A 16044-nucleotide genomic window follows, 5' to 3' on the forward strand; every position below is an offset into this window, starting at 1 on the left:
TGCCCGCTGACCGCGGGCTTTTGGGTTATTTTCTTCAAATATAAGGATGTACGTCGGGTGAGGTGTACAGGACACAGGTGAGCATACGCAAACAAACAGGGGCATTATGGAGCTCCTTCAATTATTGGTGGGGACGAAGATCGCTGCAAAGCCGGCTGGTGGCGGCCTATATTTTTATTATTCTGGGCCCGTGTCTGCTGGTCTCCCTCTATTCCTACAAATCGATCAACAATACGTATGTCCGCGATGCCGTGGACAAAAACAGCTATTTGCTGCAAATGGAAAAGCTGCATATTCTCAACCAGATCGAAGCCATGGAGCGGGCGGCGCAGATGGCTTATTCCGACAAGGCGGTCCAGAATTATCTGCTCAATGAGCATGATCCCTCCCTCGGAGAACTGATTGATTTCAATACGACGACCTTTGTGAATCTGAGCAGAATCCAAATCAACAATCCCAATATTGAGCATTTGCGCCTTTATTCAGGAAGCGGGGAGGTTCACGAGCTCTGGCCGATTATTTTCCGGGAGGAACGGGTATCCATGGAGCCATGGTTCCAAGAAGCCCTAAAGCTGGAGGGGCAGGAGCTGTGGTCTTTTCAAAATGAAGACCCTGATCTCATGCAGCGTTATTCAGGCGATCCCCGAAGGGGCAGCCAAAGGTCTCTTTATTGCGCGAGATCAGCATACCGGCCGGCCATCATGTCGGGATGATCCAGGTGGATATGCTGCTTAGCCGGTTCACGCCGAAAACCTATACCGATGTGCGCGACAACCAGTCGCAGATGTTCATCGCGGGCGAAGATCTGCAGTTGTTTACCCGTGCCGACAATTCTTTTGTGCAGGGGAATCCGCAGCTGACCGGAGCAATTGCCGGACGCCTGCGGCAGTATGCGGAGACCGGGGAGTGGGATATCCACTATAAGGAGAAGGGCAACTCTTTTCTGCTGATTCATACCCCGCTGACGGAGATCGGTGCTTCACTGGTCAATGTGGTGTCCATGGAAGGGGTTATGAAGGATATATCGCATACCCGGAATCTGATTATCGGACTCAATATCGGCTTTATTGTTCTGGTTACAGCTATTGCCTATGTGCTGAATGCCTTTATCCTGAAGAATCTGCGCCGGCTGACCGAGACGATGAAAAAAGCGCGGAGAGGGGAAGCGTATACGGGGTTCAGCATCCGCGGAGGCGGGGAAGTCGGGGAGCTGGCCCATCATTTCTCCAAGCTGATGAACACGATTAATACGCTGGTAGCCCAGGCTGTGAACAAGGAGGCTCTCTCCAAGGAGGCCGAGCTGCGGACGCTGCATAACCAGATCGATGCCCATTTTCTCTATAACACCCTGGAAAATATTAAAATGCTGGCCGAAATCGAGAATCAGCGGGGCATCTCCGATGCGCTGACTTCGCTTGGCGGCATGATGCGCTATAACTTTAAATGGTCAGGGGAGTATGTGAAGCTGCGGGATGAGATCCGCCATATCGAGAATTACATTGAAGTGATGAATATCCGGTTTGAGTACCCGATTCTACTGGAACTGGAGGTCGCTGCTCCTTATCTGGAGCTGGAGGTGCTGAAGATGTCGCTGCAGCCCGTGGTGGAGAACAGCGTGAAGCACGCCTGGGCAGCGGGAGAGGAAGAGCTTCAGAACCGCTCGATCCGCATCCAGATCTCGGAGGCCGATGGGGATATCTTTATCGCTATCCGCGATAACGGGTTCGGGCTGACTCCGGAACGGCTGACGGAGCTGCACAGCTCCATATATGCCAAGGAGGAGCCGGGGGCAGATGCTTCAGGTTCTTCAACTGGCGGTTACAGAGGGGGAGGCATAGGGCTCCGGAATGTGCATCAGCGGCTGCAGCTGTTCTACGGGGAGGCCTACGGGCTGGAAGTGCAGAGTCAAGCGGGGGAATGGACGACAGTGTTCATGACGCTGCCCAAAGTTCTTTTGACAGGGGATAGACAGACATGAAGAAGCTGCTGATTATAGATGATGAAAAGATGATCCGCCAGGGCTTGCAGGCCATGATTGAGCGGGAATACCCGTCCCGCTACAGCATCGCGCTCGCGGGGAATGGTGCAGAGGCGCTCGCGCTGTATCAGCAGGAACGCAGAGATATCATTATTACCGACATCCGCATGCCGGTGATGGATGGCATTACGCTGCTGGAGCGGCTGTCCGCAGAAGCGGAGCCCGGCAGTGAAGGGCCGGCGGTCGTGATCTTAAGCGGCTACGATGATTTTGAGTATGCCAAAAGCGCGATCCGCTACCGCGTTAAGGATTATCTGCTGAAGCCGATCCGGCGCGAGGAGCTGTTCGGGGTTCTGGAGCAGATCAGCCGGGAGTGGAAGGAGCAGGAGTCCAGCTCCCGGAGGCTTGCGCAGGAGGCTGAGGGCTACCGCCGGGAGCTGCGGACCGCCCGGCTGCGCGGTCTGCTGATGCAGGAGCCTGTGGAGCCGTCGCTGGAGCAGCAGCAGGAACTGGAACAGCTGCCGGTTCCTTTTACGGTTGGAGTGTTGAACTTCTATTATAACGACGGGACGCGGATGAAGCCGGGGGAAGTGCAAGGGCTGATTGAGCGGATGAGCGGACCGCTCTCCGGACGTTTTACTGAGATTCTGACGGACTGGGAAGGAAAGCTGGTCCTGGTCGGAAGCGGCAAGGAGGCATTCCGGGAGCTGGCCCGGCAGGCTGCGGCAAAGGGCCTGCAGGAGCTGCTTCTTGGCATCGGCGGCGAAGTCCTGAATCCGGCCGGTTTCCGTACCGGATACAAGGAAGCTTGCCGCGCACTGCAGTATACCTTTCTTCCGCCACAGGCCAGCTTCATAGACTATGCGGATCTGCGCGAAGGGCGGCTGCAGTTTCCGGCGCCGGAGGAGGAGCTGCGCAAGCTGCTGAACATGCTCGGGACCGAACGCGAGAAGGAAATCAAAAGCTTGCTGGGCGCTATTTTTCAGCTGGAGCATTTGCAGCATTTGGATTTGGCGTATCTTGAGCATGTGGGCCGGAGCATCAATGAACGGGTGCTGGACGAAGTTTTCCGCTTGCACGGGGAGGCTTCGGTAGAGGTGCTGAAGCTGTACCGCACAGTCGGCAATCTGTATAATTTCCGCCATTTTCACGACTATTACCGGACACTTGAGCATTTGCTCATTACGGTGAACGAATATATTATAGGAATTAGATCCGCTCACACCGAGCATACCGATATGGAGGAAGCGCTGGCCTATATTGAGGCGAATTATGCCCGTCCGCTGAATATGGCGATGGTCAGCAACTATGTGTCGCTTAATTATTCTTATTTCAGTGAGGCCTTCAAAGCCTACACCGGAGAGAGCTTTGTACTGTATCTCAAAAGAGTCCGCATCCGCCACGCCAAAGCGCTGCTCTCCGAGAACCGCATCAAGCTGGCCGGTGTCTCCGAAGCAGTCGGCTTCGAGAACAGCAAGCAGTTCGCCCGTGTATTCAAGGAGCTGGAAGGCATCTCCCCCGGCGAATACCGCGCCAAGCTGCTGCTGGAGCGTGACTCGGGACGAATGGGAGATAAGGAATTGTAAGAAGCCGGGGCCGCCAGGGCTTGGTTGAGGCCAGGGGGACGCTGCTGACGGTGGGGAACTCGCCGAATCTAGATACCTCTTTGGCACGGAATAATGTCCGCTTCGCCTCTGGAAATCGGCTGTTACTTTAAGTAACTTTTTGTTAGTGGGAATTAGTAGAACTAATTTGACGGAATTAGGCTCTTTTTTTGAATTAGGTGGAAAAAGGGAGCTTAAATTTTCTGCGAACAGCGAATTTGGAGGTATTTTAATGATTACAGAGAATTTAAGTGGACTAATTCCCACTAAATGCGGATGAAGTTTGTTATGAGAAGAATTAGTGGGAGAAATTCCACCTATCCTCTCAAATTGCAGAGGAGTAGATTCACAGGTATGGAAGTTGAGGTGAAACGATCTAGTGGAAGAAGTTCAAGGGGATTTAATTACTGTAGAGTCGCTGGCTGCGGATTTGCGGAAGCTGGGGGTGCAGGAGGGGATGACGCTGCTGCTGCATTCGTCCTTCAAATCGCTGGGGCAGTGGGTGGCAGGCGGGCCGGTGGCGGTTATTCTGGCGCTGGAGCAGGTGCTTGGGGCTGAAGGGACATTGGTGATGCCGACCCAGTCCTCGGACCTGACCGATCCGTCAGGCTGGAGCAACCCGCCGGTTCCGGAAGCATGGTGGCAGGGCATCCGGGAACATATGCCGGCCTATGACCCGGACCTTACGCTGCTGCGGGGGATGGGCGTGATTCCCGAAACCTTCCGCAAGCAAAAAGGTGTGAAGCGCAGCAGTCATCCGATAAGCTCTTTTGCCGCCTGGGGCAGGCACAGGGATGAGATTATCGATGGACATGCGCTGGAGTACGCTTTTGGTGAACAATCGCCTCTGGCCCGGATCTATGATCTGAAAGGAAGCGTACTGCTGCTCGGCATAGACAGCCTCAGCAATACCTCGCTGCATCTGGCCGAATACCGGGCGGAGTATGCCGGGAAGCAGGAAGTAACTGCGGGAGCGCCCATGCTGGTTGACGGGGCCAGGCAATGGGTAGAGTTCAGGGACTATAACTGGAATTCGGATGATTTTGCCGCCATTGGCAGGGACTTTGGACAAGAGACGGGACAGATTACATATGGAAAAGTTGCCGCAGCAGACGCCCAGCTCATTCCGCAGCGGGAGATCGTGGACTATGCGGTGAAGTGGCTGGAGCAGAGGCGGGAGTAATGAATCAGGCTGCGGCTGGGAAGAGCAGCTCTTCAGCGCAGTTACGGGCAGCTTTTTGAAATTAGGGAGACCAAATGTGACTGATACCTTATAGGATGGACTATAAAAGGAGTGTGGACTCTTGACTGCAACAACAGTATTTATAACCCGGCACGGTCAGACAGAATGGAATGTACAGAAGCGGATGCAGGGGCATCTCGATTCACCGCTTACGCCGCTTGGCGTGCAGCAGGCACAGTGGCTGAACGCGGGGCTGCAAAAGGAGCCGCTGGATATCGTATACTCAAGCTCAAGCCCAAGGGCATACCGGACGGCGGAGATTATCCGGGGGGAGCGGGACATCCCGCTAACTGCCTGCGATGAATTCAAGGAAATCGGCATGGGGGTCTGGGAAGGATGCGACTCCGGCGAGCTCGAAGCCAGGGACCCGGTGCAGTACTTTAATTTTTGGAAGGACCCGGAGGAATTCAGGGTGGAAGGCAGCGAGAGCTTTGCCGGTGGCAGAAGCGTGCGCTGGATAAGCTGCAGGAAATTGTGGCCGCACATGAGGGGCAGCGCATCCTGATTGTTACCCATACGGTGGTTATTAAAGTGCTGATGGCTTATTTTGAAGAGAGGGCCATGGAGAAGCTATGGGATTTGCCCTATATTTATCCTACCTGCTTGTGCAGGATTGATTTTACGGACGGGATGGCAGAGATCCTGCTGCACGGGGACACAAGCCATTATGTGAGAAGCACGGAAGACGAACTATTTGATTAGTCCTAAATAACCCTGGTTGCTTAAAAAGCTCAGCCTGTTAGGCGATACTCCAATGACACGGGTATCGCCTGTTTGGTGTGGGGAATATGGATCGTCCCGAATGCTGGGCGGATCAAGTCAGATCCTGTGGCCCCGTGGCGGCGGGGTTACCTTTTGGCTAAAACGGCTGGAGCTGCGGCGGGCGGCCTGCTGTCCGGCAAATGTCTGGCTTCAAGCATTGACAGGTCGCCATCGAGCATCCGGAGGCCGGGGAGAAGCAGGGCGGTTCCGGCAAATACAGCCGGCAGCAGTCCTGCGGCGAGAAACAGGGCAGAGATGCCGTAGGCCTCGGCAATGGCCCCTCCGGCAAAAGCGCCTAAGGGCGTCAGGCTGCCGCCAATCAGAAACCGGATGGAATTCACCCGTCCCTGGAGATTTCCGGGAACCAGACGCCCGTGCAGGGAGGAGCTTAACGATCCGAAGAAGGGTCCCAGGGCACCGGATACAAATACGGCGGCAAGCGCGAAGGGGAAGCTGGGGACCAGCCCCCATATGGATGTAATGATTCCGATGGTGCCCAGACTGCCGAGCATGACCAGGCGCCTGTGTGTAATCTCGCCCAGCAGGGAGATCACGCCAAGCCCAACCAGCGTTCCCAGTGCTGAAGCTGTGGTGAGCGTGCCCATGGCTGCGGCATCGCGGTGAAGCACCTCGCGCACATAGGGAACCATCATCGTCCAGACGGCGATGGAGCTCAGATTGCTGACCGAAGCCATGAGCATAATAGTAAACATTGCCGGGAACTGCTTGTAAAAGGTGAAGCCTTCCGCAATTTCACGCATATATGCGGTGAGGGAGAAGCTGCCTGGAGCTGCATCCGGCTTGGGCAGCTTCGGCAGGCACAGCAGCGTGGCAATGGCGGCGGTGTAGCACAGCATATTGATGCCGAGGGCCGGCAGCGCTCCGCTGGCCGCAGTGATCACACCGGCCAGCGCAGGCCCGAGCAGCGCTGCCGCGCCCTTGCAGCCGTCGATGACGGCGAAGGCGCGCACCAGCTTCCGGCTGTCCGCGACGCCGGGGATCACGGCCATCGCCGTGGGCATGAACAGCGCGGCGCAGGCGCCGCTAAGCCCGGCTGCGGCGAACAAATGCCAGAGCTGAAGCTGGCCGGCGAGGCCCATGCCCAGCGGCAGGGCAATGGCCAGCAGCCGGACGGCGGCCAGGCAGGCCATGAAGCGTACGCGGGGCAGCCGGTCCGACAGCGGCGAGCCGATTAAGCGCAGCGCCAGCTCCGGGATACCGGAGCTGAGTGCCAGCGCGCCCATGGCCAGCTTGGAGCCGGTCAGCTCGTAGACCAGCCACTCCATCGCCAGCAGGCCAAAGGCATCTCCGAAGGCGCTCAGGGAAATCGTGGACAGCAAACCATAATAGCTGCGTTTCAGCATAGGGAATTCACTCCTTTTTCACGTAATCCCCGCGCCAGGCGCTCAGACCATAAAGGGGACATAACCGCTAAGCGGCTAAGTGGTAAACGGCGGCTCATCCGGGGGATTGCTCTTTTAGCGCTTTGTCGTCTGCTCCTGCTCACTTCTCCATATAATCTGCAATCTGCTGCGGCAGATTGTTCAGGGCATCCAGGCGCAGGCTGTAGGACGCGCTTTTGCCGCTGGTATGGACAATGACCAATCCAGCCGAGCGCAGCGTGATGAGATGGTAGTGGATCGTGCTTTTGGACAGGCCAACCTGCCGGACGATTTCAGTGAACCCCAGCTGCTTCCCGGCCAGCAGACGGAGAATGTAAAGCCGTGTCTCGTCCGAGAGCGCCCGGGTTAGCCGCAGCAGCGAAGGAGCGGGCCGCCCCTCCTCCGGAGGCAGCGCGTCACAGGCATAGCTGGTAAACACAAATTCATCATATAACGAAGAGGTGACCAGCGGGCGGGCATGGTACTGCGGGATCAGTATGATCTGCTTCAATTGTTCGCTGGGATGCAGCCGCATTCCCTGTGTCGCCTGTTCGTAGACCTCCAAAGCATTGGTGCCGTTCAATCCGGCCCGTCTGAAGTCTGCCTCCCGGCTCAGCGAGTCTAAAATAGCAGGATTGATGTCCCGGAAGTACCGTTCATTCCATTCCCGCAGAACCCCGGAGGCTTGGCTGCGCATATCGGTGAGGTTGGACGGAACCGTTGATCCGAAGCGTGCGGTAATTTCGAACAATTCTCCCGGAGAGAGGCCGTCGAACCAATCCAGGAAACCGGATACTGAACGGTCACCAGGGCAGCTCCAAATGTATGGGTTGAGCGTGAAATCGGCATTTTCCCTGGAGAACTCCTGCATGTTCCGAAGCTGGGCCGTGGTAAATCTCTTCTGAACCTCCTTAACCCAGAGCTTGCCGGACTCCAGAGCGTTATGATTCTGCTTGCCCAGGAAAGCAGTTAAACTGGTGAAGCATTCATACATAGGGGCAAAATCCACTTCTATCTTATAATCCATGTGCGTTCCTCGTTTCCTTATGATTGCGCCATGCAGGCGTTAGGGGAGCTAAAGGCGGAATTCATATACTGCGGCGGGTGCTAGTCGAAGCAGCCCACCATTACCGGTGATCTGAATATTTTGTTCTATAAATATAGAACTTAATTTTGTTTTATTATAAACGAACTAATTGATGATATCAAGGATGTCGAACCATATTCCGAAAAATAAAACTATGGTCCACTGGCGCATAAGCCGCCGGGGGATCACAGGTAGCCGCAGGTAAGTGAAGTGGAAATAGTACACTTAAATAAACGGAAAAACCTCCTGAAAAAGGAATAGTGGGAAAAAGTAGAGTTAATTTGGGCTTATTCACGGGTGGGCGGGGAAATTGGTCGGATTAGGTACCCTTTTTCCAACTAACGTTTGCGGGGAAAGGGTAGAAGGAAGATTTAGGTTTACTTTTTCCACTTAGGGTTGTTACCGAAACGGGGCAGATCCAAGCAGGGGGGACCGGGGAATGGGGGACAGGACCTGACTTCTCACCCTGGCAATCACAGTTTACAAGATTTTTAAGCGATCTTAAAACTAAAACGGCTGCACTGTCCTGTGAAGGATGGTGCAGCCGTTTTGTTTCATTAACGATGAGCTTCCTGCCTCGCAGGGGCTCTAAGCTCCGATAGGGTTAATTGATAAATTGAAGCGACTTTAGGGTCTTCTCCAGCATCGTTGCTGCTTCCGCCCGGGTAGCCAGCGCCTGTGGTGCGAACGAGCCGTCCGGTCTGCCCTGAATGATGCCTTCAGCAGCAATCCCGGCGATGGCCTCCCGGGACCAGGCCGGAATGACGGAAGCATCGCTGAATTTGGCCAATGCTGCAGGCCCGGCATTCAGGGATTTGCCCGTAAACTTCATGGCTTTGGCCATAATTGCGGCCATCTCCTGGCGGGTAATCGGACTGGCCGGCTTGAAGCTTCCGTCGGTATAGCCTGTAATGAGGCCTGCGGCGGCGGCTGTCTTCACAGCATCCGTATACCAGGCACTGGCCCCCACATCACTGAAGGTGACTCCGCTGCTCATGGACGCAAGTCCGAGGGAGCGGGTAATCAGCGCCGCGAATTCCGCGCGGGTCACCATTTGCGACGGCTGGAATGCGGTAGCGCTCGTACCGGTAATAATCAGCTTGGAGGCCAGCAGATCAATGGAGGCTTTGGCCCAGTGCCCGGTAATATCCCCGAACGTCCTGCCCGATTTCACAACGGTGTAAAAGCTGTTGCTGTTGCGTTTGATCGTAACTTCGGTGGTTCCGTCAGGCTTACCGGTGAAGACCGAAGGTACGAAGGACAGCTTGCCGGTGGCCGGATCAAACGAAACAGCGGTCGAACCCTGCGGGTTCAGCACTCCTGGTGCAATAAGGGTCCGCTTCACATAGGTGCTGCCGAAATTGTTCAGCGAAACGCTGCTGCTTCCAGCCTGTGCTGTAACTGTAAACTCCATCACGGGTGCAGCCAGGGTAAGCGGGCCGCCCTGGGCCGCAAGAGCCTGATTCAGGCTGCTGAGTGTTGAAGCACTTGCCTGCAGCAGGGACACGGTTACAGTGAAATCGCTGGTGCCGAGTTGGGCGGCCAGCGCCGTTCCGTTCAGTACACGGAGTGGAAGTGAGTAGGAAGCTCCCCAGGTACCGTGAACGTAAGGACGGCAGCCGGGTTCGAAGCTGCCTGCTGCATAAGCACGCTGCCCGGAAGCACCACCTGCGCTCCGCCGCTTGAAGCGTTGAGCGGGATCACCAGCTCACTGGTTCCGCCAGGCAGGGCCGCCAGCTTGCTGGTCAGATCTGCTGCGGTGATCGTCGTCACCTGCGGCGGAGCCAGCGCAGAGGCGGTTGCCCCAGGCGTTGGCGTTGGTGCGGCCGTTGCCGGTGTGCCGCCACCTCCTCCCGATGGGCTAGTCGAAGTGGGAGTCGGAGTCGGCGTTGCTGTCGGAGTCGGCGTCGGTGTTGTTGAAGGTGTCGGTGTAGGGCCAGGAGTTGTGCCCTTCAGATCGGTAATCCGGCCCTCAACCTTGCTGTTAATTGCATGGTGCAGCTTCAGATAAGATAAGAGAACCTCAAAATCCGGAAGACCCAGCTCATAATACCGCCCGTCTGCTTTAGCTCCGGCCAGTGCGCGGTAGAAGTCACCGCCCCCGGCCATGAAGGAGTTCGTGGACAGGAGATAGTAGGCATTCGGATCAATCGGCAGATAAGAACCGTCCGTCTGCCGGATCTCCACAGATACTATGCGTTCTCCGGCCTGGGTTACCTGACCGGTCAGCGAATCTACAATTTCCGGTTTCTTCGTGGAATCATACGTATATTTCATCCCGGAAACCTGTGCAAACCGGCCCTGATCCGAGCTTAGTCCGCTGACCGAGTTCTCCAGGGAGGAGATGATTTCCGCACCGGTTACTTTGAGAGCGGCCAGACTGTTGCCGAACGGCAGCGTGGTCAGCACTTCGCCCATCGTAATGTCACCTTTGTCGATGGCTGCGCGGATGCCGCCGCCATTCTGGATAGCGACAACACCCTTGATGGAAGCGAGGTCTGTTGCCGATACGAAGTTTGGCATCAGCTCTCTGACTTTCTCCGCGATGCTGTCGGCAATCATGTTGCCGATTGGCGTTTCTTCCTGGCGCACGACCCGGACGGACTTGCCGTCGATCATGCGGTTAGTATAAAGATCGACGTCCGAGTAGCCGACGACAGTGTTGCGTACGATGGCAAGTTTGGCATCATAGGGAGCAAGCAGTTTTTTGGCCGTGCTGTCCTCGCCGAACAGATTGACGTCAAGCAGCTTGCCGTTGTAAGCAAGAATTTCGCCGTCTTTGTCAAATGTTACATTCAGTTCACCAAGGAACTGGCTGTATTCACCGGTCTGTACGATCAGCACATTTTTGCCGGTGCCGGCATTGACGATTGGGGCCGGGGGATTATCGATCTTCGTATGCGAATGACCGCCCACGATGATGTCAATTCCCGGCACAGCCTTTGCCAAATCCTGATCTACAGTGTAGCCCAGGTGGGTGACGGCGATAATTTTGTTGATGCCCTGCGCCTCCAGCATAGCTACTGTTTTTTTGGCGCTTTCCACATGGTCCTTGAAGCTGATTTGATCTCCCGGCGAGGACAGCCCAACGGTATCCTCAGTGGTCAGGCCGAAGATGCCGACCTTTTCACCATACACATCCTTAATAACAGAAGGATAAATATGGCCGTCTTTCGCGGTGCTCTTGGTCTCGTCGGTTTCAAGCGTGCCGATGGCATCGTGATAGAGTTCAGCCAGTTCGCTTCCCTTTGTCGTAAAGTCAATATTTGCGCTGGTGAACGGGAACTTTGCAGCGGTGACAAAATTCTTCAGCACCTCCGGCTCCTTGGCGTTCAGATCGAACTCATGGTTGCCGAACGTCATCGCGTCATAGCCGATGTTGTTCATGAACTCGATGTCAGCCTGCCCCTTGAACTGTGTAAAATACAGAGTGCCGGAGAAAACATCGCCTGCATCCAGCAGAACCGTGTTGCCTGTCCGTTCACTGCTGATGGCGGAGGTCCGCTTGGTGATATTCTCCAGGTGGCCATGCGTATCGTTGGTATGCAGGACACGCAGATTGAAATTTTCGGTGCCAAAATCAATTTGCGTCAGCAGCGGATCATGATCGCTCACGCGTCCTTCTTTCTCATCAAAGTCGGCATTGATGTGCACAATGTCCAGTGCCGATCTTGTCGCCAGCTTATTGTTGACCAGCATATGATCCAGCGTCTGGGAATTGCCCTGGTATACGTAGGAGTAACGCTCTCCCAAGGGCAGGGTGTCAATCAGGTTGGTCAGGGCGCTGCCTTTTAGTATTTTCAAAGTATTGGAGAACTGGAAATCGTTCAGATCGCCAAGCACAACAAGATTTGCGTCGGGATTCTTGGCCAGCACATCGGAAACGAAACCTTTCACGACTGTAGCAATTTCCGCCCGCTGGGCTTCACTTGGCAGAACCGGAGGCTGGATGCCGCCGTAAAGTGCGGAGTCTCCCGTCTTGGAGTTGAAGTGGTTGGCAATGACCATTACCTTTTTATTATTGAAAATAAATTCTGCTGCAAGCGGTTTGCGGGAATTGGCGAACGCGGGATTGGTTGGATCAATGCGCCCAGGATTCAGGCTGAGTCCGCCATCCTTGGTATAGGCCACCGCAGTGGTGGCATCACCCTTAGTGCCTTCCGCCAGCTGCACGCGTTCAGTGTTGTAGATAAATCCGGCACGGATATTCCCGCCCGGCGCACCGCCGTCCATATTATTCACAGGAGCGATATCGGTAAAAGCATAGGTTGGACCGCCCTGTTTCTTAATGGCATCAATCAGCGCTTTATAGCTGTCCGCGGCATCAACGGTTCCAGAGTTAGTATCACCGTCATTGTCCTGAACTTCCAGAAGGCCGAGGATATCCGGTGTGTTCAGATTAGTCACGATGGCCTTGGCAATATTCTCGATTTTGGTGGAACCGCTTTTTAAAGAGAAGTTTTCCACGTTAAAGGAAGCTACCGTCAATTTATCAGCTCCGGCTTTCAAAGGGGTCGTCTCCCGCTCGATAGAGGTTCCTTTGTCGACCTCCGGCAGAGCGCCTTCCGGATGCACCTTGAAATTGCCGTAGTCATACCCGAGGACACCAGTGATGTTTCCTTTAAATACCTGTCCCGTTCGAACCGGCGTGCCCGGCTGGGCGGCGATCAGAATACGCTGGGGATTGAAGTCTGCTCCAGTGAGTACCAGACCGCCCGCAGGTGAAGAGACTTCGGTTGTACTGGCGCCGTTGTTCACAGTAACCGGAATTTCATAATCGAAAGGCCCGATAATCTTCGGGGTGTTGAGCTGAACGCGCATGCCCTCCAGACTCTCATAGAAATCGAGCGCATATTTGGCCGGGTCAAGCTCTTTGTCCAGCCCTGCAGAAATCGTAGTGGCCGGAATTGCGCGCCCGCCCGTTCCAATAACCGTGGGTGCAGGGAGCGGGTTATTGCTGGACAACACGGTTGCCTGAGTCGCCGCAATTTCAGTGGTCAGCAGATCAGTGGCATCTGCATATCCGCTTTCTTTATATTCCTTAACCCAGCCATCCACAAGAACGGAATCGGCTGCTTTCACCTTGTTGCCCGGCAGGTAGACCATAATCGCCTCGGAGGTCCGGGGATCGCTGTCTGGCGTTGCGGTCTGAATGTAGAACGTGCTGCCGCTCGTGTATGTGACAATCCCCGCCACATCCTTCACAAGCTGCCCTGCATAGGTCGAGGATTGGACGGTGCCCTGAATCTTGGGGATCGTCAGTCCGCTGATGGCTTCCTTGGTGGTATAGCTGAATTGGGAGATGCCGCTGTCCGTTTTGCCTTCTTCCGCAGAATAAGCTTTAATCAGTACGGTATCGTCCTGGAGCAGAATCGGAGTCTTGTACAAAGCAAAGTCTTCCACAGCACTGGTGCTGCCGTCCACGTACACACTATAATATACGCTTGCCGTTACACTGGTTGTGCTCAGGGAAAGCTTCGTGCCCTTAGGCACCGTCTGCCCGGAGGCGATGGAAGCAGAGACTGCCGGAGCCTTGGTGCTGTCCGTACCGGAGCTGCGGGGTTCCGGTGCCTGTACTGCAAAGTCGGACAGGTTCCTGTCCGTATCCAGTCCGCGGTTGCCGTCAGGGAGCAGGGAAGAGGACTTGCGTACGGCTGCGGTAGTGTTGGAGAGGGCCGGGGCCGGCCCCGACCCTTCGATACCCGGGGTGCCTTCATATTCGCCGGCTGATCCGTAGCCGACCAGATCGGCCCGGGTTCCGGAAGCATCGAGCAGTTCGACCTTGCCGTTCGTACCTCCCATAGCAATAACGGCATCGCCTTCGGCGATTAGATTGGGAGCCGGAAGAGCGTCACTGCCTCCGGTGCCGGCGGCTTCCTGAATCAGAAAATATCCGCCAGCAGGAATACTTCCGCTGAGCGGGGTGAAGAATTTGGCGTTATCACCAAAAGAGCCTGAGGCGGAAGCGTACCTTACTTTCCAGCCGGTCAAATCAATATCTGTATCCGTAGGGTTGTACAGCTCGATGAAGTCATTTTTGTATTTAGCTCCAGAGTTGCCTCCGCCGCCGTACACCTGGGAGATCACGGGAGCGCTGTTATCCGCTGCCGCTGAAGCCGCTCGGGCTGCAGGCAGGGCCATACCGGTAATCAGCACAAATGAGAGCGCTGCCGACCACCATTTTGTTCGCCTTGAGGGAATGTTCATTTGATACCATCTTCTCCTCTCTAGATACGATATTGTTGTAGCCTTCTCCCAATCTATCATTTGCAGATTAAATGAGAGATTGTCTAACGTAAATATATAGTAAACAATGGCTGATTAACATCAATTTACAAGGAAATTTGTCATAATGCACAAAAAAACTATGAACTTCTCCTGCTCAGGCCGAAGCAGCGGCTGAATAGGCAAATTCATAGTTTTATAGCTTTCTGTGAGGATACATGAAAGGTTATCGTGTCAGATGTTTTAATCTTAAACGGTCCATTATTCCGCTGCTGTCACCGCAGCGTGAAGAAATTCCTGCCCGTCCATATATTTGCGCAGCGCCTTCGGAATATAGATCGAACCATCTTCCTGCTGGTGATTCTCCAGCAGCGGAATCAGAATCCGCGGTGTGGCTACTGCGGTATTGTTCAGGGTGTGGCAATATTGCAGCCGGCCGTTCTCATCGCGGAAGCGGATGCCCGAACGGCGGGCCTGAAAATCCAGCAGATTCGAAGCCGAATGGGTCTCCCCATACGCCCCCCGGCTGGGCATCCAGGTCTCAATGTCGTATTGCTTGTGCGTCTTCAGCGACATATCCCCGCTGCAGACGGCCACTACGCGGTAGGGCAGCTCCAGCAGCCGGAGAATCTGCTCGGCATTCGCCAGAATCTCCTGCAGCAGCTGCTCCGAGACTGCCGGATCACTCTTGCAGATTACAACCTGTTCGATCTTCGAGAACTGGTGCACCCGGTACAGGCCGCGCACATCGCGGCCTGCCGAGCCGACCTCGCGGCGGAAGCAGGCCGACATGCCGGCCAGCCGCAGCGGCGTATCCGCCTCGACGATTTCATCGCTGTAGAGTGAGACGAGCGACACCTCCGAGGTTCCGGCCAGCCAGCGCTTTTCTCCGTTCAGCTCATAGGTCTGATCCATCCCGCCGGGAAAAAAGCCGGTCCGCTCCAGCGCCTCCGGGCGGACAATAACCGGCACGTCCATCACGGTGAAGCCGCGCTCTGCCAGCACATCCAGCGCCAGCCGCTGCACGGCGAGGTGCAGGTACAGCCCCGCGCCCTTCAGCACGTAGCTGCGCGGTCCTCCGGCTTTGACGCCGCGCGGAATATCGATGATGTTGTGGAGCTCGCCAAGCTCCACATGATCACGCGGCGTGAAGCCGAAGTCCGGCAGAGTGCCGCTTCGCCGCAGCTCCACGTTCCCGCTGTCATCGGCGCCGATTGGCGTGTCCGCCGATACCGGATTGGGCGCAAGCAGCAGCAGCTCGCCGCAGCGCTGCTCTGCTTCGTTGAGATCCGCTTCCAGCATTGTAAGCTGAGCGTTGATCTCCCGCACCTGCGCCTTGGCTGCTTCTCCGGCCGCGGCCTCTCCCTGGCGGAGCAGGCGCTCGACCTCCTTCGTCAGCCCGTTGCGCTCCGCACGCCGCAGCTCGGTTTCCCGGCGCAGCTCCCGCCGTTTATCGTCCCATTCCAGCAGATCCTCCAGCCGGAAGTCCACCTTTTTCCACGCCGCTGTGTTTCTCATAAGTTCCTCATTGTCCCTGATCCAGTTCATGTCCAGCATGCCGCTTCGCTCCTTTTTGTCCTATAAAAATACAAAAAACGCCCTCATCCATGGGACGAGGAGCGTCAGCTCGCGGTGCCACCCAGGTTGACCGAATCCTCTGAAATCACAGCAGGACCAGGCCCTCTTTGGACTTCGCGGTAACGGGCGAAACCCGGTAAACTTAGGGAACAACAGAATTGCTCCGGTCGCAGACGCCTCACGGT

At 55.6% G+C, this 16044-nt stretch carries 9 protein-coding genes and 1 pseudogene; 5 read left to right on the forward strand and 5 right to left on the reverse strand.

Going from position 1 to position 16044, the window contains the following annotated elements:
• The first annotated feature begins 77 nt into the window (after nt 1–77).
• From JI735_RS35575 to JI735_RS11355, 5 genes and pseudogenes are all read left to right on the forward strand, one after another.
• Nucleotides 78–713: a cache domain-containing protein gene (locus JI735_RS35575; RefSeq protein ID WP_233476348.1), complete on the forward strand. Its 636-nt coding sequence runs from the start codon at nt 78–80 to the stop codon at nt 711–713.
• Entirely contained in the window at nt 710–1978 is a 1269-nt protein-coding gene (locus JI735_RS11340) for a sensor histidine kinase (protein WP_233476349.1), read from the forward strand. The genes JI735_RS35575 and JI735_RS11340 overlap by 4 nt, the downstream gene beginning before the upstream one ends.
• Nucleotides 1975–3564 carry a response regulator gene (locus tag JI735_RS11345; RefSeq protein ID WP_039838897.1) on the forward strand — a complete coding sequence of 530 codons (1590 nt, stop codon included), beginning with the start codon at nt 1975–1977 and terminating at the stop codon, nt 3562–3564. The genes JI735_RS11340 and JI735_RS11345 overlap by 4 nt, the downstream gene beginning before the upstream one ends.
• Before the next feature lie 397 nt (nt 3565–3961).
• Nucleotides 3962–4765 (forward strand): AAC(3) family N-acetyltransferase, encoded by an 804-nt coding sequence (locus tag JI735_RS11350; protein WP_039838899.1) that lies wholly within the window; start codon nt 3962–3964, stop codon nt 4763–4765.
• 184 nt (nt 4766–4949) lie between these two features.
• Nucleotides 4950–5527: pseudogene (locus JI735_RS11355) on the forward strand (histidine phosphatase family protein).
• A gap of 146 nt (nt 5528–5673) precedes the next feature.
• Here the strand turns inward: JI735_RS11355 and JI735_RS11360 are convergent.
• The 5 genes from JI735_RS11360 to serS all read right to left on the reverse strand — a co-directional run bounded on the left by JI735_RS11360 (nt 5674) and on the right by serS (nt 15838).
• Nucleotides 5674–6951: an MFS transporter gene (locus tag JI735_RS11360; protein ID WP_202677390.1), complete on the reverse strand. Its 1278-nt coding sequence runs from the start codon at nt 6949–6951 to the stop codon at nt 5674–5676.
• 139 nt (nt 6952–7090) lie between these two features.
• Nucleotides 7091–7996, reverse strand: a complete 906-nt coding sequence (locus JI735_RS11365) for an ArsR/SmtB family transcription factor (protein ID WP_039838904.1) — start codon at nt 7994–7996, stop codon at nt 7091–7093.
• Nucleotides 7997–8660: 664 nt separating this feature from the next.
• A complete protein-coding gene (locus JI735_RS11370) occupies nt 8661–9563 on the reverse strand; it encodes an S-layer homology domain-containing protein (protein ID WP_202677391.1) in 903 nt (300 codons plus the stop codon).
• Nucleotides 9564–9613: 50 nt separating this feature from the next.
• Nucleotides 9614–14263, reverse strand: coding sequence for a 5'-nucleotidase C-terminal domain-containing protein (locus tag JI735_RS11375; protein ID WP_202677392.1), 4650 nt, complete (start codon nt 14261–14263; stop codon nt 9614–9616).
• Nucleotides 14264–14542: 279 nt separating this feature from the next.
• On the reverse strand, nt 14543–15838 hold the full coding sequence (serS, locus tag JI735_RS11380) for a serine--tRNA ligase (protein ID WP_202677393.1): 1296 nt from the start codon (nt 15836–15838) through the stop codon (nt 14543–14545).
• Nucleotides 15839–16044 lie beyond the last annotated feature (206 nt).

The sequence above is a fragment of the Paenibacillus sonchi genome (assembly GCF_016772475.1).
Lineage (GTDB): Bacteria > Bacillota > Bacilli > Paenibacillales > Paenibacillaceae > Paenibacillus_AQ > Paenibacillus_AQ sonchi.